Annotated in this window: 17 protein-coding genes; 2 read left to right on the top strand and 15 right to left on the bottom strand. The window is 46.3% G+C overall.

Translation table 11 applies throughout. From position 1 onward, the window contains the following. Positions 1-4: 4 nt before the first annotated feature. The 7 genes from ACIDF8_RS14060 to epsL form a co-directional block, all read right to left on the bottom strand. Positions 5-1,435 carry a lipopolysaccharide biosynthesis protein gene (locus tag ACIDF8_RS14060; RefSeq protein WP_412011243.1) on the bottom strand — a complete coding sequence of 477 codons (1,431 nt, stop codon included), beginning with the start codon at positions 1,433-1,435 and terminating at the stop codon, positions 5-7. A 16-nt stretch (positions 1,436-1,451) separates the two neighbouring features. After that, the gene (locus ACIDF8_RS14055; RefSeq protein WP_412011242.1) at positions 1,452-2,168 is read right to left on the bottom strand and encodes an exosortase C-terminal domain/associated protein EpsI; all 717 of its coding nucleotides are present in this window, start codon (positions 2,166-2,168) and stop codon (positions 1,452-1,454) included. 7 nt (positions 2,169-2,175) lie between these two features. Next, positions 2,176-3,072 (bottom strand): exosortase B, encoded by an 897-nt coding sequence (xrtB, locus tag ACIDF8_RS14050; protein ID WP_412011241.1) that lies wholly within the window; start codon positions 3,070-3,072, stop codon positions 2,176-2,178. Between the two features lies 1 nt (position 3,073). Beyond that, on the bottom strand, positions 3,074-3,940 hold the full coding sequence (epsG, locus tag ACIDF8_RS14045; protein ID WP_412011240.1) for a chain length determinant protein tyrosine kinase EpsG: 867 nt from the start codon (positions 3,938-3,940) through the stop codon (positions 3,074-3,076). Between the two features lie 35 nt (positions 3,941-3,975). Further along, positions 3,976-5,334 carry a chain length determinant protein EpsF gene (gene epsF, locus ACIDF8_RS14040; protein ID WP_412011239.1) on the bottom strand — a complete coding sequence of 453 codons (1,359 nt, stop codon included), beginning with the start codon at positions 5,332-5,334 and terminating at the stop codon, positions 3,976-3,978. Between the two features lie 15 nt (positions 5,335-5,349). Further along, positions 5,350-6,378 carry an SLBB domain-containing protein gene (locus tag ACIDF8_RS14035; protein ID WP_412011238.1) on the bottom strand — a complete coding sequence of 343 codons (1,029 nt, stop codon included), beginning with the start codon at positions 6,376-6,378 and terminating at the stop codon, positions 5,350-5,352. Positions 6,379-6,548: 170 nt separating this feature from the next. Further along, complete coding sequence (epsL, locus tag ACIDF8_RS14030) at positions 6,549-7,751, bottom strand: XrtB/PEP-CTERM-associated polysaccharide biosynthesis outer membrane protein EpsL (protein WP_412011237.1); 1,203 nt, start codon at positions 7,749-7,751, stop codon at positions 6,549-6,551. 208 nt (positions 7,752-7,959) lie between these two features. Between epsL and ACIDF8_RS14025 the strand changes: the two genes are divergently transcribed. Then, a complete protein-coding gene (locus ACIDF8_RS14025; protein ID WP_412011236.1) occupies positions 7,960-9,369 on the top strand; it encodes an undecaprenyl-phosphate glucose phosphotransferase in 1,410 nt (469 codons plus the stop codon). A gap of 70 nt (positions 9,370-9,439) precedes the next feature. Here the strand turns inward: ACIDF8_RS14025 and miaA are convergent, their stop codons facing one another. The 8 genes from miaA to ACIDF8_RS13985 all read right to left on the bottom strand — a co-directional run bounded on the left by miaA (position 9,440) and on the right by ACIDF8_RS13985 (position 16,775). Beyond that, on the bottom strand, positions 9,440-10,390 hold the full coding sequence (gene miaA / locus ACIDF8_RS14020) for a tRNA (adenosine(37)-N6)-dimethylallyltransferase MiaA (RefSeq protein WP_412011235.1): 951 nt from the start codon (positions 10,388-10,390) through the stop codon (positions 9,440-9,442). Between the two features lie 36 nt (positions 10,391-10,426). Beyond that, the gene (locus ACIDF8_RS14015; protein WP_412011234.1) at positions 10,427-10,801 is read right to left on the bottom strand and encodes a 4a-hydroxytetrahydrobiopterin dehydratase; all 375 of its coding nucleotides are present in this window, start codon (positions 10,799-10,801) and stop codon (positions 10,427-10,429) included. Between the two features lie 63 nt (positions 10,802-10,864). Beyond that, positions 10,865-11,725, bottom strand: a complete 861-nt coding sequence (locus tag ACIDF8_RS14010; RefSeq protein WP_412011233.1) for a triphosphoribosyl-dephospho-CoA synthase — start codon at positions 11,723-11,725, stop codon at positions 10,865-10,867. 4 nt (positions 11,726-11,729) lie between these two features. Then, a complete protein-coding gene (locus ACIDF8_RS14005) occupies positions 11,730-12,626 on the bottom strand; it encodes an ATP-grasp domain-containing protein (RefSeq protein WP_412011232.1) in 897 nt (298 codons plus the stop codon). A 77-nt stretch (positions 12,627-12,703) separates the two neighbouring features. Further along, entirely contained in the window at positions 12,704-13,699 is a 996-nt protein-coding gene (gene mch, locus ACIDF8_RS14000; RefSeq protein WP_412011231.1) for a methenyltetrahydromethanopterin cyclohydrolase, read from the bottom strand. Continuing rightward, positions 13,665-14,774 carry an ATP-grasp domain-containing protein gene (locus ACIDF8_RS13995; RefSeq protein WP_412011230.1) on the bottom strand — a complete coding sequence of 370 codons (1,110 nt, stop codon included), beginning with the start codon at positions 14,772-14,774 and terminating at the stop codon, positions 13,665-13,667. Before ACIDF8_RS13995 ends, mch begins: the two co-directional genes overlap by 35 nt. A 13-nt stretch (positions 14,775-14,787) precedes the next feature. Further along, positions 14,788-15,681, bottom strand: a complete 894-nt coding sequence (locus ACIDF8_RS13990) for an NAD(P)-dependent methylenetetrahydromethanopterin dehydrogenase (protein ID WP_412011229.1) — start codon at positions 15,679-15,681, stop codon at positions 14,788-14,790. A gap of 119 nt (positions 15,682-15,800) precedes the next feature. Beyond that, the gene (locus tag ACIDF8_RS13985) at positions 15,801-16,775 is read right to left on the bottom strand and encodes a hypothetical protein (protein ID WP_412011228.1); all 975 of its coding nucleotides are present in this window, start codon (positions 16,773-16,775) and stop codon (positions 15,801-15,803) included. A 201-nt stretch (positions 16,776-16,976) separates the two neighbouring features. Between ACIDF8_RS13985 and ppsA the strand changes: the two genes are divergently transcribed. Further along, on the top strand, positions 16,977-19,349 hold the full coding sequence (ppsA, locus tag ACIDF8_RS13980; protein ID WP_412011227.1) for a phosphoenolpyruvate synthase: 2,373 nt from the start codon (positions 16,977-16,979) through the stop codon (positions 19,347-19,349). Positions 19,350-19,361 lie beyond the last annotated feature (12 nt).

Below are 19,361 nucleotides of genomic sequence, written 5' to 3'. Positions count from 1 at the left end.
TTGATCAACTTTTCCTAGCAAATACTTTATTGAGATAGGTTTTTATCAGTGATGGGAAGAAAATGTAATTCACCAACAAGTAAAAAAGAAGTCCGAATAAGGTTGCCAGAATAAAGCTGGCAAGCAGACTCAAATGGTGATTAATCATTTCAAAAGTGTGTCGAGTTGCAAAACACATTAGAAGCGATACTAAAATTGGCTTCCAGATTGCTTTAATTAAGTCTACAGCAGAACTCTTCACAAATTTTCCGGCGATCAACACGAGAGGAATGCCTGTCACAATACTGGCATACAAATACCATTCAGCAACGCTATTAACCCCCTTACTTGCACCAATATAATATGCCAGAACATGAACTAATGCACTGGCTAATGACATCCACATTAATAACCGCGTTTTACCTTGAGCCATAAATACTGTGCCCGTTGTGCTAGAAATGGATTGCATGAACCCAACAGGCGTTAACCATGCTAAAACACTTGCAACATGACTCCATTGATGACCAAATGCGACATCGACAAAGGGCTCTCTGAGAGCGAAAATCCCAGCCATTAGCGGTGCCGTTAAAAAAGCAATAAAGGCGATCGTCTGAAGATATAACTTTCCCATTTCCTCAAGATTACCCTGCTGCCGACTCATGACCGGAAATAACGCCCGAGAAGAGGCCCATGTAATATTTTGTACAGGCAATAACATTACTTTGTATGCCATGGAATAAATACCCAATGAGGCAGCCCCTAGTACTCTTCCAACCACCATGCTGTCAGCATTTCTGAAAAAATATGTAATCAATTGAAACATGGTCATATGCCCGGTAAAAGGCAACAACATTTTGAGCTCCGCAAAGCTGGGCTTTCCTTTTGGTCGCCATGAGGATAGGAACCATATTTGTCCAGAGGAAAACAATGCCATTAAAATTGCCTGCAATACTAGGCTATATACGCCAGCCCCGTTTAGAGCCGCAACCACAGCAATCACCATTGCAACAAATGAAGATATTAATTCAACAAATGCGAGTTTCTTAAACTGAGAGTCACGCTCTAATAAAGCTTGATGCGATATCGATGAACTTGATATTGGAAATACCAAGGCTAAGATAATCAAAATTGCAATCAGCTCGTCATGTTTAAAATATCCTGCGATCATTGGCGACGCCAACATAATGATGCTGGCAATGGTCAAGCCGATGAAAATATTGAACCAAAATACCGTATTGACTGTGTGATGAGTGAGATCTTCTTTCTGGATAATGGCTGCGGAGGTCCCTTGATCACGAATCAATAATGCTAGATTAGTGACGACTGTGGCCATTGCCATTAAGCCATAATCACTTGGAGGCAATATTCTTGCTAATACAAAAATATTGGCTAGCTGAGAAGCTATTCTTGCTAATTGTGAGACTGCCACCCACTTGGCATTGGAAACAGCTGTCATTCAATATTGTTCAACATTAATTAGGTAAAAGTAGTCCTGAAGATTGCTGCTCAACAGCACGTACAAAATCAAAGAGAAACTTTTCTTGAATTGCATAAGCTTCCTTTACTTGTGACTCATCTGCCACGACCGTTGAAACACGCACAAGAATGCCGTCATCCAAACGACGCTTTAATAATCCATCTTGAATAATTTTTAGGCGCATTTGCAAGCCTGAGGTCATGCTACGATCGCCCACACGAATCCAGTAACTGACTGCTTCATAATGATTTTGGCCATGATAAAGCTGTTGTTTTCCAAACACGGGGACTCGACTACCAAGATTGGTAAATTGTTTCAATTCAGAATGGATCAGTTGGTATCCCTGTGCTGGATAGCAAACATCTGGTTGGTGAATTTTTACATCCTGACGCTGCTCTTTTGCATAGGCAAGTGCTACCATCACTTGATGCCCTTGCGCGTCAGCATAAGTTCGCATCAGAGTATCGTCATATAATTGATTGATAAGTGTTTTTTCATCACTAACCACATTAACCTGAGGCGTCGCTTGCTGAACCTCTACCCAGCTTCCAACCACACGTGGAATGCTTTGCTCAAAGTTTAGGGATTGATTAGCGTAGTGTTTATTTGGCTTTAGAGAGATTGCCAAGAAAAGACATATCAAACTTACAACTAAGAACTTCCCTCCGGTGATCAAGCCGATTGGGGGGAGTTTGAGATAAAGATCTTTCATAAGACGACTAATCTTGACTTAAGAGACTGTTAATTTTGAATTTTTCTGCCAGTTTTTGAATCAGTGAGTCAATTACAATAATCAATATCAAAGCTGTCATGAAAAGTACCATTCCAGAGAAGTTATGCAAGAATCCCTGGCCTGCCGCATCCCCCATGTGAAACGTAATTAAGGCTAACGTGCACACCCTAAGCACGTTGGAAATAAAGGAAACTGGAACAATTAAAACCGCAAGCAATACATTGCGCCAAAAAGCTTGATGATTGATGACATTGATGTAGAGTAAGCCTATAGCCTCTAGCGTGAATAAGGAGTTTAATCCGGCACATGCATCAGCGACTAGCAGCTTGTATTGCCCAATTTGCAATATAACGCCGGAGCGTGCGATCGGATAATCCAGAGCATAAAGCAAATGGTCGGCTGCAAAAGACACTGCAATTTTCATCGGCTGCGTGATTGTATCGATGACCGAAGCTGGCCAGGGAATTAAGAACACAAAGAAAAACAGTGCAAACCAATATTTTAGCGCCGTTTCTGCGCTAAAAATAATACAGATGAAACCACACAAGATAAAGACTAATGACAGTATTGAGAGGATATAAACACTTTGTGAATAACCTACCAAATACAAAGCCCCTCCTAGAAAAATGAAAGGCCAACCAAGATATGCATTCGGTTTAAAGTTGGACTGTTTCTCTAGAATCTGTTTGGTCTTGAAATAAAAAAACCAAACGCCTATTGCCAATACGATAGGCCCATGGGACTGAGTATCAGTATTCCATACAGTTACAAAAAGATCGTAAAAGACCGGGACAAATAGAATTAGGACCGAAAGAATAACTGCAATATACCCAAGCAACTTTGAGCTTGTCCCTCCTGATCCACTTTCGATCGATAGAGACATGTTAACCTGCATTCAATGCGATTTGCACATCAATGCCAAGGCTGCGGCATGACTCGTAGGCTTCTTGAGTATCTTTTAATGCAGTTTTATTCTGCAATGTTGAAATAAGCACTCCCCCCGCCTTTTTTGCCACAATCTGCGCATCAGAGGAAGCTAATATAGGGGAGGTGTTCAAAATAATCACATCGTAATGATCTGCAAAAACTTTGAGCAAGTCATCAAGCGCTTCCCTATTAAGCAATTCTTGTGGATTGGGTGGCGTTGCACCCGCACTTAGAACACTCAAGTTGAGCAATGATGGGATTCTAACGACGACATCGGTCGAGGCTCGACCAACCAGAACATCAGATAAACCTTGGATGTTACTCAGTCTAAATAATTTATGCTGAATTGGTTGGCGCAGATTGGCATCAATCAGTAATGTACGCTCACCTAATTGTGAGAATACTATAGCGAGGTTTGCAGCCAGCAAACTTGCCCCATCATCTTCATTGGCTGAGGATATCGCAATGCTTTTAAACCCTCGCTCAAACCAACGTAAAATCAGTTGAGTACGGAGAGAGCGTAAAGACTCAACCTCTTTGGAGAAAGGGTCAAATGCTGCCACCAGACCCGCGCTAAAGGAGGCTTTATCTGGAGTAAGGTAAGGATAATCAAACTGATACGATAATGCTTTATTGATATCCTCGATTGAGACGAAACCCAGAGCCATCGCGGCTTCTCCAAAACGCATTGATTTTTCCTTTTGGAATTTCAGTATGCGTTCGGCATCTTTATCTGTAATTTTGCCCATATCCAATAACAGGTGTCCTATACTTGAGGAAACTGTTTTTAAGGTTGACTGGTTCTCTGTTTCAATAATATTCATACAAGATCACTTTTGTCTGATAAATTGCGGCATCGCTAATTGGCGACAGAAATTGTTTTGATGCAGTATTCGTACACTGGAATATTCAAGCTTATCAAATCATCTTTGCTACGAACCCTACGATCCAATAATTCCGCCACTATGGCAAACAAACAACCTAACAAAGATCCAACAATCAAAGAAAATAATGCAATTAACAAGATGCTAGGATTACTAGGATTTAAAGGAGGAACCGCAGGCTCTAAAATCGAGATATCACCTTGCGTAGACTGCCCTTCAAGTGCAGTCTGACTAAATCGGTTGTTCACAGATTCGAGCGCAACCTCCGCAATCTGCACCTCTTTTTCGAGCACAGACAAATCTGAACGAGATCTATTAAGCTCCAATACTTTTTGCTTTTGCTTTTCAAGTTGGAATTTCAAATCGCCAAGACGTTGAGAGTTAATACTGGCACTGTTACTTAAACTAACGACAGCGCGATCAATCTCAGCATTCAGCTGACTTCTCAACTTAGCCACCTCGGCCTCAGCCGAAATATAAGATGGGTGATTTTTGCTGTAGCGTTGTCCCATTTCTGCTAATTTGGACTCTGCTGTGGCTAAACTCATACGCAAATTCTGAACCACAGGATTTTGAACCACATCTGGAGACTCACTCATATTTTTAGAAGCATCATTTCTTCTTGAGTTTGCGTCAATAGATTGTGATTGCGCTAAGCTATATTGAGAAGATAAATCTCTTAATTTCGATGTCTCAACATCATATGCATCTTGAATACTAGTAAGCCCGTGTTTCTGTTGATAGTCTGATAACCTATCTTGCGCTGATTTAAGATTTTCACGGAGCACTTTGGTTTGCTCTGAAAGGTACTGAGAGGCTTTGATCGCAGGATCAATTTTTAATTTTAGACTAAGGTTAATATATGACTCGGCATAAGCATTTGCCATTGTTGCTGCGAATACAGGGTCCACGCCTTTGTAGCCTATGCTAATCACACTACTTTCTTTTGACGGAATAACGTCAAGCTTTTGCTCAAGTAAATCTGCTAACCACTCATTAATGTCTGCTTGCTTACCTTTTGTTGCATTAGCAAACTGCTCTTGTAAGGCTTTTACTTCTGTCAGCTGTAATCGCTTGATTACATCTAGTGTCACATTTTTACTTTGAATAATGTCGACTTGCGTAGCCATATAACCTGGCATTAACTGTGCAGGCATTGATAAGCCGGTGACAGGGTCAACACCTTTGTAATTTAAAATAATTGTTGTTGCCGCTTTATAACTTTTAGGGAACAACAAACTAACAATACAAGCTGTAAGTAGCGTGAGCACAGCAATTGCGATAATCATCTTATAACGTGCAATCAGTACCTGCACAAATTGAGAAAAGTTCATAAATACCCTTTTTGATTACAACAGGCTTTCTTCGATAAACAATACATCTTCATCCTGCAAGGTTCCCGACAGATCTGGTGATTGTTTTACAGTTGCTCCATCAGCATTTTTCCTATGAAGCTTTACAGAGCGCTGGGTGCCACGCACAGTTAATCCACCAGCTTTAGCAATCGCTTGCATTACTGTCATATTTTTATCAATCTTGTACATGCCTGGGCGTTGTACTTCGCCATAAATATATACTTGTGGCGCCTTGGGGACGTAAATCACATCTCCAGGCATTAATTCTTTGTTTAAGGCACTTGCAGGTGATCTAAACAACTCATCAATATTGATCTCTTGAGTAACTGCTGTTCCAGAGCGCAGGGTTGTGAAGTAAAGAGTTTCTCCACCGACCTCGGTAGAGCCTCCTGCCAAAGCAACAAAATCACTAATTTTGCGAGTCCCGCCTTGAATACCATATTTACCAGGACGCAAAACTTGGCCTGTCACAGCTACGTCACGCATGCTGACATAAATTGTTTCCCCACCTGTAAGCCTAATATCCTGATCATTTAAATTTCGATGCTCAATCACCTCATGAAGATCATACTCACTGCGTTTATCACCACGCACAACCGTAATGATTTCAGATGCCTCAGCATTTAGTCCTCCAGCTTCTGCTAACATATCCTTTACATCAGTTGGCCGGGTAATTGGATAACGACCTGGCTTGAATACCCCACCTAAGACAGATACCGTCTTACTCATAAACTCCAAAACAAGTACTGAAACTTGTGGATTAGCAATGAAGCCACCACGTTTCAATTGTTCTGCAATACGCTTTTCGCTCTCAATAGTGGTTAATCCACCTACCTTAACCTCACCGATTAAAGGCATCGTTAGCACACCATCTTCTGAAACACGTGTTTCACGCATTAAATCTGCATCGCCGTATACTGTAACTCTGACATAATCTCCTGCACCAAGGGTATAGTCGGCATGGGCGAAAGCAGAAACAACTAATAATAGAATGGTTGAGAGTGCCTTAAAAAATTGTTTCATAAGCGATGAACTCTTTTCGTCGTTAATAATTAAATACGTATTACGGCAACTTTTATGCAAGTTTAATTGCGTGTTTAAAAATATACTAATTTACCAAAAGATTTAACTAATCATTAAACCTACTGTATATGACATATTTCTTAAAATGTTATTAATAACAAGATAATTAATTAAATCTTCAAATCGAGCATGACACTCGTTGTAAGGTCTTCGTAGTCAAAGTTGTTGTAAAAACTACTCGCATCTCGGCTGGAACGAATAGAACTTAGAGTCAATCCCAAATTTTTAATTGGTCGCCATGAAATTGAAGCAGAAATGCTCTTTTCTTCATCAGATCTAGAAGGCGCAGTTGCTAACACTCGTTTTTTAAAGTCTCGCTCCGCAAGACGACCAGTTAATGAAATGCTGATTTTTTCAGAAAACAAATAATTTAAACCTAGGGTAGCAGAGTCAATCAGGCTGTATGTACTGTACTCAGTTTCAAACGGACTTGCTGATCGAGTCAAATCAATACTTGCCTTTATCTTGCCAGTCAAAAGTAAATCGTAACGAACATAACCAATCCATACATCATAGTTACGAACAGTAAAGTTGTCATACTCTCGAGATAAATGCCCGATCTTACTTGTAAGATTACTTTTTCCGGTAGGTTTTAGAATGAAATCTACTTCAAACTCGTTTTCAGTAAATCCGTTATCAAACAACGCATTCTGATTTAATGGACGATCAAACTTACCATCGCGATTGTGCGCAAGAAAAGTTAAATTACTTCCTGAAGCAAAATTATATTTTGCGCCATAATCAAGTGCCGTAGCTTTGTATTGAGCAATTGCATTGAATGTTTGGCTGTTTTGGACATCTGACTCGGTCACCCCAGCAATTAATGACCATACCTTATAAGGTGAGTATTCTGTTCTAAATTGATTGACGTCTGTAGTTCTTATGTTTTGAGTTAACAGTCGAAAGTCACTAAAGCCATTAAGTGTTTTATTTTTACTAGTTGACAATGTTCCAGTCAATGCTGGGGTGAGTGACCATAACCATTTTGCATCATAGTTGATTGCATCAAAATCTAAAAAACTACTGTTTTGATATTTGTAATCAACATATGAAATATCCGCAATAATCCGTTGTAAGGAATATGTTTTATCTAACTTAACGCCTGCAGTGTAGGTCGTTATTTGATCAGATGTTTGATTATTTTTAACTCTGAACAGGTTGTCATCATAAGCTCGACTAACGGAGGTATTGAATTGCAGTGTATCCAACTCATCAGCATAGGCGGTACCTGCCGCGAAACTAAATGAGAAAGCAACCCAATATTGCAAAACTGAATTAATTTTATTTTTTGATGATTGCTTGTGTGAAGACATAGTTTAAGCAACTTCGATTAGATACTTATTTACATTCTAACCTGTAAATCTGGATTTATTACTAGAGAAATTTAACTTTTTGCCAAGGATGTAGTTAGCAGCTATTCAAAGATTGCTTTTCATTAATCATTATTGTTTATAGTTTTGGCAATTGCTGAGTGTGCTCAATTTAGTTAAACTCGAGGAGGATACTTAAAATTTAAAAATCATGAAAAAAACCGTTAAACCGCCAATCAGAACCATAGCTGGACTATCATCAGGCCCTCGAAGTCCACTTTATTTTGTAGAGTCAATAGTAGAACCCCTGATTATGGTTTTTTTTATGTGGGGAATTTTTATTTATTTTGAAGACCGTATTCCAATCTCCATATTCTTCACCTCAATTCTTTTATTCTCAGTTACGTTTCCTAGTGGTGCAAAAATACGTTTAGGTTTTTGGAAAATGTCGCGAGATGTCATTTTCCAATGGTTGTTATTGGCAAGCATGGTGCTTATCTTCGCCGAAATCACTAGCTACAGGACTTTATTTACGCCACAAATCATTTATACATGGTTAATTGGCACCCCGATTGCTCAAATTCTGGGACTGACTGCGTTAAAAGAACTTTCGCCCTTTTTCATCCGTTTGCAAGGACCTACAAAAAATGCGGTCATTATTGGTCTAAATGAACAAGGATTGGTTGTTGCAAACAATTTATTGGCAGACGAATATAGTCGCGTCAATGTACTCGGATTTTTTGAGGATCGGGCGCCTGAACGAGCACCTCAGAACCATGGCTTTGAAATATTAGGTGCACTGACGGATATTCCGCTTTATTGTAAATCACACCAAATTCATACGATTTATATCGCGCTACCAATGTCCAGCCATCCTCGTATTTTGAAACTTCTGGATGACCTGAAAGATACCACCGCCTCTATTTATTTTGTGCCAGATATTTTTGTCACAGATTTGATTCAAGGCCGCGTTTCAGACGTGAATGGCATCCCAGTGGTATCCGTTTGCGAGACCCCCTTCACAGGAGTGGATGGCATCATCAAACGTACCGCAGACATTTTGTTCTCCTTGTTTGTGTTGATCTTGATCTCCCCCATTTTGTTGATAATTGCCGCGGGCGTGAAACTCACCTCCCCAGGCCCGGTGATTTTCAAGCAACGCCGTTACGGGCTCGATGGGCAGGAGATTCTGGTTTACAAATTCCGTTCGATGACAGTAACTGAGGATGGCACCAAAGTAACGCAAGCGACTAAAAATGACCAGCGCATTACACCTTTGGGTGCTTTCTTACGCAAAACCTCGCTGGATGAATTGCCGCAATTTATTAATGTGCTACAAGGACGTATGAGTGTTGTAGGGCCGCGTCCACATGCGGTGGCGCACAATGAGGAGTACCGCAAACTGATTAAAGGCTATATGGTGCGACATAAGGTTAAGCCTGGCATCACAGGATGGGCGCAAGTGAACGGCTTTCGTGGGGAGACTGACACCCTGGAAAAAATGGAACAGCGTGTACATTACGATTTGGAGTACTTGCGCAACTGGAGCCCTCGCCTGGACATGCTGATTGTGGCAAAAACTATTTGGTTAACGGCAGTCGGACAAGATAGCGCCTACTAAACAGATTCGGCGAGAATAAAAAGCCTGGCAGAAATGTCAGGCTTTTTTTGTTTCAAAAATCAATCATCAATTAAAGATGTGAGTTCATTTTCGTCAGCATCTGGTTTATCCAGTCCTGGCTAAGGCAGTCCAACACTTCAACATCGTCCATGCCGCGTAACCAAGTGAGTTGCCGCTTCGCCAATTGCCTGGTCGCGTATACCCCATGCTCTGCCAACGTAGGTAAATCAATATTGTTATTGAGGTGTTGCAATACTTGACGATAACCGACACAACGCATGCTGGGGGTGTCTTCAGTCAGTTGCGGGTAGGTTTGCAACAAATTTTTGACCTCCTCAATCAAGCCCTGTTTGAGCATGAGTTGAAAACGCTCTGCAATCCGTTGATGCAAAACGCTACGGTCACTGGGCATGAGGGCAATTTTAAGGATATCGAACGGTAGCGAGACTTTTTCGGACTGCGCGCGCAGGACACTCATAGGTTGCCCACTGATACGGTAGACCTCTAAGGCCCGTTCTATCCGATGTGAGTCTGTGGTATGGATTTTGGCAGCGACGCTGGGGTCTATGCTAGCTAATTGAGCATGCATGGCTGGCCAGCCGACCGCGTTGGCTTCAGCTTCGATTTGTGCACGGACGGCCGGATCAGCGGGTGGCAATTCGCTTAAGCCATGTTGCAACGCGTTGAAGTACAACATTGTCCCACCAACCAGCACTGGAATGCGACCTTTGGCGGTGGCTGCATGCATGAGTGCCAACGCATCCTTGGCAAACTGGGCAGCAGAATATTGCTCAAGTGGCGTGATTAAATCAATTAAGTGATGGGGTGCCTGCCGCAAAGTTTCGGCATCTGGCTTGGCTGTGCCGATGTCCATACCCTGGTAGACCAGTGCAGAGTCCACACTGATGATGTCAACCGGGAAGCGCTGGGCCAAGGCAATGGTGGCGGCGGTTTTTCCGCTAGCCGTCGGCCCCATCAAAAAAATGGCTGGCGGTAGATGGCTTTTATCAGGGGCAGACATACAACAACATCAAAAAAGAATATGAAGGGAAACCAGTTAGTGGTCGTATTTGACGTAACTAAAACGGAGGTCATCTTGGGGCGTGCCCTCTAAGGCTGAGCCTGGTTGCTGGGCAGGTTGCCATTGAATCACCTCTTCAATTTTTTTGGCAAGTGATATGTCTTTCATCGTAATGCCTTTAGCGCTGTGCGTACATAACTTGACGATGACAAAAGCATAAGAAACCGTGAGGTCAGGATGGTGCCAAGCCGCTTCTGCCAGATGACCGATGGTATTTACCACCATCAGCGTGCCTTTCCAGCTATTGGTTTTATATTTGCGGCGTATCCAGCCGTCTTCATAATACCAATGTGGCAAAGCGCTACTCAAATGTTGTTGGATTTCCTGCTCGGTGAATACTTGCTCGGACATATAGGCCTCCAGATTGACTTAAACACGCCAAACCTGAAGTATACCGCAGGTCAGCCGCCAGACTTATCCCGCAGCCTCGTCGTTGGTTTGCATTAGCGCTAACATAGCGGTAATGACCGTTAAGTCGGCACTGGTGCCTGGATTTAAGCGCGCGTTTTTTAAGTCTTGATCCCAGGAGAGCAAGGCTGGCAGATAGGTTTTAGGATTATCCAGTGCCAGGAGTGACTGGCAATGATGCGCTGCGATTTGTTGTACCTCAAGCGCAGCCTGCAAGCCATATTTACGGGCAATGTGGCTATCCGGCACACTGGAAAGCCAATATAAGTAGACGGCGGTTAGCGCCCAGGCGGGACGTTCCCAGCGTTGGCACTGTTCAAGATAAAGCGGAAGTGCCACATCAAAGAGCCGGGCATAGCCCTCATGATATTGGCGGCCGATTTCATCCTGCGTGCTGGCCAGTTGCATGGCTTCTAGCAAGGTAATCTGGGGCGCTTGCGAAATATCATGTTCACTGCGCTCCCCCATCCCAGCCGGTTTCACTAGCCGGATCGCAGCATACACATTTGCAGCATCTTCTACGGTGGTTTGCTGCAAGACACGTTGCAAGGCATCTTTTAAAGGTAACTCTGCATAATCCAGCGCAGCCTGGACCAGCGGTGCCGCTAACAGGACGATGCCAAGGTTAGTGTTGCACGCTACTTTGGCATAGGTCGCCTGCAATGCATCTAAAATACGCTGGCCTAAATGGCGCCGGCCAAATTGGCCGTCATCACAGAGGACGGGGGCTGAGACTTGAGCACTCTCTACAAAATGCTGCACTTGCATGCCATGCCCATCGGCAAAAACATGCACATTGCCAGGCTTGAGCGCTTCGAGCTCAGCCAGGCAGGCATGTAGATAGGCGGTTTGAATCTTTGAATGCATCCGTTTAAACGTGTGCTAACTGTAACAAATCGTTGACCAATACGTCGGCAATCTCAAATGAAGTAATCCCCTGCAGGCCGCGCCAAGCAGGGATACTATTCACTTCAATCACCCATAATTTACCATGTTTATCCCGCATGACATCGACCCCGGCATAGGCAATATTAATGGCTTGAGCGGCGCGTACACCGATCTCGGCAACATCCGCTTCATCGCAGGCGCTACAACGTGCACCGCGTGCGACGTTATGCAACCAGCTATCGCCTTGCCGCTGCATCACGGCAATTGGCTCACCGCACACGACAAAAACCCGGTAATCGTGCTGATATGGTCCGCAATCAATTTTTTCCTGCAGATAATAGACGCCATCAACAAAGGGGTCTTGCGGTAACGCAAACTGTTGTGGCGTTTCTATCAACCGCACACCCTTGCCTTGCGAACCAAATAGAGGCTTGATCACCAACGTTTTGCCGGCATCCAGGCTCTGTTGCATCCGTGCATGGGCGATATCCCGGTGCTCGCAAACCCAGGTATCCGGTGTAGCTATGCCCTGCTCTGCCAAAAGTTGGCTGGTCAAGCCTTTATCGACCGTGGTTTCGATGGCACGCGCAGTGTTATAAATGACCATGCCCTGCCGCTGCAAGGTATGCAGCAAGTTCATGCGCGTGATGATTTGCTGCGTTGTCCCTGCGGCGACCCCACGCACAAAGGCCATGGGCGCAGGCTGCTTTAGTCCTGGAACATGTACCTGAACCTGTTGATTGACGATGCTCACATGACAGCTATCCAGCGACACCATCAGGGCCTGCCAGCCTCGACGTGCAAACGCCTGCGCCAGGCTTTGCCCATGCCAACCGCCAGCCTGGGCGACTTCGTCAGTAAAAATAGGGACTACTTGCATAAAGCTTAAGCATGAATACAGATGCCAGCTAGCGTGCCTGGCACCTGCATTAAAGAATGGAAAAAATCACTTTAAGATTAGCCACCAAATGACTGATTTAAAAGCGCTTCATTGAAATTACCAGCAAAGAACGTGCGGCCCGTTTTTACATTGCTCACACTGACTTTGGCCGGTGAGAACAACATCGGGTCAATCTGGTAAAAGTCCATATTCACCGCTTTGAATACCTCGGCAAACGGACGCCCGTAGTCTTTGGAGGCAGAAGAAGGGAGTTGCTTCGCCAGTGCCTCTGCTGCGGCATCGTCTGTATTGACAAAGAGTTGCACGAAGCCACCAAATAAAATCGCATCGTTGGTGCGGCCCATGCCGACAATAAAGTCTGGAGAGGGTGCGGGTACCGGGGCAATGCCATAACCATCAACAATCGCAGACAAATCAAAATGCAAGGCGTGACACTTATGCAAGGCAACCTCAAGTACGCGTGCCGTCACTTGTAATGAACCAGCCACGCTACGGGTGGGGGTCAAGATAAAGGTCAGTTTGTTTGCAGGCAACCCTGTATCCTTGGCCACTTTCTCGATCACAGGCGCGGGTGGCACTTTATCTGTCTCAAGGACTAATACAGATTGCTCGCCCTGGTCACGGTAATTGATGTCTTTAAACACCTCTTCACGTTGCGCAATGGCTCGTGCCGGGCCACTACCTAGCGAAAAGAATTTTTCATGTGAGAGCGCCCAACCTGCATATTGGCTGCCCAGGCAAGCGATCACCGGCTGCTTGGCCGTGACCACCACACTCAACGGCCAGTGGTCAAACTGCGGGACGTGACGCAAGGCCACACTGCCCAAGCCGCCCATGCAGATCTCGGCAATCAACCGCCCTGCTTCCAAGCCGCCAGGCACCTGGATGCCGGCATCGACAATGGTGGCGCCCGTTTCATGGGTAGAAACGGCGCAGCCTAATGCCGCCGCATTGGCGATCAACTGGGCGACTAATGGTGCACTGTATTGCTGGACACTAATGGCAGATGATTGGCCGTCAGTGGAGATTGAATTCGATGTGGTTGCAGACATATGTCCCCCATAATTTTTCAAGTTGTGTTTTTTGCTTTTGCAAGGCCACTTGGACCCCGCGCTCATTCTGTGCTTCAGCGTAAAGACTGCAAACCGGCTGCCCGGCTTCAATCCATCCATCCGCAGACCTGTCTTCTACCCAGTCCGGGAAAGCCAACGGACTGATGTCTATGGTTTGCTTGGCGTAAGCAATACAATGACTGGCAAACAAGTCCGACTTTGCATAGCGGCCTTGCTGCTTGCCCTGCCAACTGTCTAAATGCATTTTTACCAGCGGCAACGCTGCATACAAACGCATGCTGGCGCTTAACCGTGGATTCACTTCTATCACATGCAAGGCTTCTGCATGCCAGATCGCGTCAATACTATTGAGTCCGGTTAAGTGCAACTGGGGCAGCAACGCCGTGAGTAAATCCTTTGCGGCCGCCCATAACTGTTCATCCTGCAGACGGCTAGCGCCTGCATAAGTAAAACTGTCCGGCCGCTGCTTAAGGGCGTGAACACCGATTAATTCAAACGATGCTCCTTGCGCCACAAACAGCATCCCGACCGCCAGACCCGCTTGAAATGCTTGCCAGTAGCGCTGCCCATCAGTAATGTCGTGCGCATCGCCATGCAGAGGCGCTGAGGCCAATCGCACATGCTGCCCACCACATTGTCCGGCTTGCTTACAAACCCACTCCTCTTGCGCTGGCTGTTGCCGGCTCAACGCCGGGGAGAGAACATCCGCCTGGTCACAGGCCTGCTTTAACCAAAATGGATCTTTGACCTGTCTGACCACCTCTGGCGGATTGCCCATGACGGCATAGCGCGCATACAGCGCTTGGTAGCTTTCAGGCTGTGCTTCAAAACCTGAGCCTACCAACACAGCCTCAGGGGCAAAAGCATCCAGCTGGGTAAATAAAGCTGGCAGATCATGGGCCATATCCGGGCGACCAAACCCTTGCCAGACCACACACTGCTGGGCGACCTGTAGTGTATCGCGATCGGCAAACGCATCGACTGCCAGCACCTCAAACCCTTCCCGTTGCGCCAGCTGACTATAGATGCGGGCGCTTTGAGACAAAATGGCCAAGCGCAAACCTGATCTACTCTACGTGCGCACAGGCATATTCATATGCCTCATGGTAGTCAATGTGCATTGGGCTTTCACTCTGCAGCATTTGCTCCAGTAATTTATTCTGTGTCACATACTTCAATTGCCCAATTGCCAACGCACCAAAACCGGCTACTTGTGTACCTTCAATCATGCCGCCATTAGAGAAAGTGTCTACCCCCTCAATCCCTGACGGTGGCACTGCATTCACATCCGCAACCACTTTAAGGGTTTTGGAGTTGGCAAAGTGACGGACTTCCAGCACACGTACCCCGGCCGGTGTTGCGCACAAAGCCACACTGGCTTCGTTCAGCACCGCCATTTTTGCCGCCTCGGAGCTACCATCAACTACCTGCAACTTCACATCATAATTGGTTGACAATTTATTGACGTACGCTTGCATGCTGGCGATCTCTGCATGCGCGACCATTAACACGGTGGCCCCCTGACGAGCGGCGATCAAGGCAGCAGTGGAGCCGACGGTGCCACTGGCGCCAAAAATGGCAACTTTCTCTTTACCCAGGCCGCTGCCTGATTTTTGCAAGTAGAAATCCACCTTGGCCAACATGGCTGCAGCAGTGGTAAACGCGCCGGAGGGATCAGAAAAGGTATGGCACTCAAACGGCTTAAACATGGCGCTGCGTGCCTGCTTTTGCATTTCCAGGGCCACTTGAATATCCCGACCGCCGAAAAACAAGGCCTGTTGTTTGAGCCCGCTCGGACTACGGGAGAAAATCGCATCCTGCGTCAACGCAATAATCTCGTTCAGGGTGACGTCTGTGTAAGAAATAATTTTTTCATAGCCTGCGTCGAACGCCATATTGACATCAAATGGGCTGGCATTTTTTGCAGCTGTAAACAAATGCATGATGCTGGTTTTTTTCATTGTTCCCCCTGAAACCGTTTGTTAAATATACTGACAGTGAATATACACATATCCAGTGCCGTTCAAAATCAAGAGCAGACCTTGAAAATTGCAACTCTTCAAGATTATCTTAATAAAACTTAATCGGCGCATGCGTTGACCTCAATCAAGGCAGGCGCATTGACCGCCGCCGTGACAATAAATCCCAAGGCGGTGTCAGCCTCATACTGGCCAAGCAGTTGCATTTGCAACGCCACAGCGTCTGCACGCGTCGGCAACAACACGAAACCGGTCGGCCCCCAGGATGTTTGCCCTAGCCCCCTATGCCCCTGCGATTTAAGCTGTTGCAAAATCTGGCTAACTAAAGTGCTTGCATATGGACCGCCTTGCGCAGGCGCGAAGTATTCGGCATTGTAGGCTTGCAAATCGCCGACAAACTGGCTGAATGCAGGGAAATCCTGTTCTATCAACGCGGGCAGGCCATGGCTGAGTAACTGCTGCTGCAGGGCGTGGGTGGCTGCCTGGGATTGAGGCAGCAATTGCTTGAAGGCTGTTTTTTCGCCTTGGCCATGCAGGCCATCACGGCTGTTGTCTGTGATCAGTAAAAAGTGCCAGTCTTGCGGGAATGCATGCCGGCAAAGAATGGGAGGAACCACCGTTTGCGCATTGCGTCCACCATCAACAATCAAGCCACCCTGCATAAAGGTGCCAATACCGATGCCTGAACGTGCACCGCGCTGGTGTAGCGCTGCAATTTGCGCTTCCGTGAGTGTGCTGGCAAAAAGCTGGTTGAGCGCGACCCCAATGGCAAGGGCCATTTGCGTGCCTGAGCCCAATCCGCCATGACGGGGAATCGCTTGTTGAATAGTGAGGTTGACGGCTTGCTGCACCCCAATCGCGGCCAAATGGCGTTGTACAATGGCGGCAGTCCAACTGTCCAGCGGTTGCGATTGCTCGCCTATGCTGGCAGTCAGGGCGGTTTGAAAAGCATCAATCGCAACGCCCATGCTACCGAATTGGCGCGATGGGTCTGCTCCCAGGTTAAAAAAACCGAGATGCAAACGTCCATAGGTGGTGACGCTGACCGAACGTTCCACAGGGATCAGGGCATTCATGGCATTATATTATTAGTGTGAAAAAAATTATTTCACGTCTATGACGTTGACGTGACATTAAAACATGATTTTGGCATAATGCACGGAATAAAAGTCATTCTATAAACAGACAATATCTGGCAAACGGCCTCTATTTATCGAATTCAATCCATTGCATTTCGCGATAGATTATCACCAGTTTTAAATCATTAAGGGTTTTATATGGTAAGTCATGTTATTCCATTTGAGAATCTACGAAACACCGATGTGCCATCCGTGGGCGGTAAAAACGCATCGCTGGGTGAAATGATCTCTCAGCTTTCTGCCAAAGGGGTGCGCGTTCCAACCGGATTTGCGACCACGGCAGATGCCTACCGTGAATTTTTGGCACAAGGCGGATTGAACAACAAGATTAACGATTTGCTCGACAAGCTGAATGCCGATGACACGCAAGAACTGGCACGCGTAGGTGCACAGATCCGCCAATGGATTATGGAAGCCGAGTTTCCCCCAGCCTTGCAAACTGCGATTGCAGACAATTATGCCAAATTGATTGAAAAATCAGCGCCAGGCACCACGTTTGCGGTCCGCTCTTCTGCTACCGCTGAAGATTTGCCCGATGCTTCTTTTGCCGGTCAGCAAGAATCCTTCTTGAATATTCATGGCCTGGATAACATCAACCATGCCATTAAAGAAGTCTTTGCCTCTTTATATAACGACCGTGCGATTTCCTACCGTGTGCACAAAGGCTTTGTGCATGCAGATGTGGCGCTCTCTGCCGGTGTGCAGCAGATGGTACGCTCGGACATTGGCTGTGCCGGGGTCATGTTTACCATTGATACTGAATCCGGTCACCGTGACGTAGCCTTTATTACTTCATCTTACGGGCTGGGTGAAACGGTTGTTCAAGGCGCAGTCAACCCGGATGAGTTTTATGTGCATAAGCCATTGCTGGCACAAGGCAAGCCAGCCATCGTTCGCCGCACCATGGGTTCCAAACTGATCAAAATGGTGTTCTCGGATGCCACACAAGCTGGTAAATCCACCCATACCGTTGAGGTGGATCCTGCCGAGAGCAACCGCTACTCATTGACTGACGCAGACATTCTGGAATTGGCAGGCTACGCCATGACCATCGAACAACACTATGGCTGTCCAATGGACATCGAGTGGGGTAAAAACGGTCTGGATAACAAGCTGTACATCCTCCAGGCCCGTCCTGAAACTGTGAAATCCCAGGAAGCAGCCAACAATGTCACTGAAACCTTCAAACTGCAAAAACACTCATCAGTCCCTGTAGTGGCTGGCCGTGCCGTGACCCAAAAAGTGGGCGTGGGCCCTGTACGGATTGTGCTTGATCCAGCAGAAATGCATGAAGTGCAACCTGGTGACGTATTGGTAGCTGACATGACTGACCCGAACTGGGAACCCGTGATGAAGCGTGCCAGCGCCCTGGTGACCAACCGTGGTGGCCGTACATGCCATGCAGCGATTATTGCGCGTGAATTAGGCATCCCAGCCATTGTCGGTTCTGTGAACGCAACCGACTTGCTGCGCGATGGCGAGATGGTGACCGTGTCTTGTGCCGAAGGTGAAACTGGCTTTGTTTATCACGGTGCATTGGATTATGAAGTCTCTACACAATCCAACAGCGAGCTGTCCAAGCCACCCTGCAAGATCATGATGAACGTCGGCAACCCGGACATGGCGTTCACCTTTGCGCAAACACCGAATGATGGTGTGGGCCTCGCCCGTTTGGAATTCGTGATTAACAACATGGTCGGTATCCACCCGAAAGCCATCCTTAATGTGGATGCGATGCCAGCTGCCATGCAGGCAACCATCAAAAACCGTGCGCGCGGTTATGCCAGCCCAAAACAGTTCTATATCGACAAAGTGGCAGAAGGCGTGGCGACCATTGCCGCCGCGTTCTATCCAAAACCAGTGATCGTACGTACGTCTGACTTTAAGTCTAACGAATACAAAAAACTGGTTGGCGGTGATATCTACGAGCCGGATGAAGAAAACCCAATGATTGGTTTCCGTGGTGCAGCACGTTACATGGCAGAAGACTTCAAAGAGTGTTTTGCCATGGAATGCCAAGCCATGAAAAAAGTCCGTGACGAGATGGGCCTGACCAACGTTGAGTTGATGATTCCTTTTGTCCGCACCCTGGAAGAAGCACGTGCCGTGACTGAAATCATGGCGGCGAATGGCCTGAAACGTGGCGAAAACGGTCTGCGCCTGATCATGATGTGCGAAATCCCGGCGAACGCCTTGTTGGCAGAACAGTTCCTGGAATACTTTGATGGCTTCTCCATTGGTTCTAACGACCTGACGCAGCTGACTTTAGGGATGGACCGTGACTCCGGCATTCTGGCTGATGGCTTTGACGAGCGTAACGATGCGGTGAAGGTATTGCTGAAAATGGCGATCAACACCTGCAACCGCCTGGGTAAATACGTGGGGATTTGTGGCCAGGGTCCTTCTGACCACGAAGACTTTGCTGAATGGCTGGTCGCTGAAGGCATCCAGTCCGTGTCACTGAACCCTGACACGGTGGTGGCCACCTGGCAGCGCCTGACACAAAAATAAGCAGCCCGTATT

The sequence above is a fragment of the Methylophilus sp. 3sh_L genome (genome assembly GCF_046766015.1).
Lineage (GTDB): Bacteria > Pseudomonadota > Gammaproteobacteria > Burkholderiales > Methylophilaceae > Methylophilus.
This window is presented reverse-complemented; position numbering and strand designations above follow the sequence as displayed.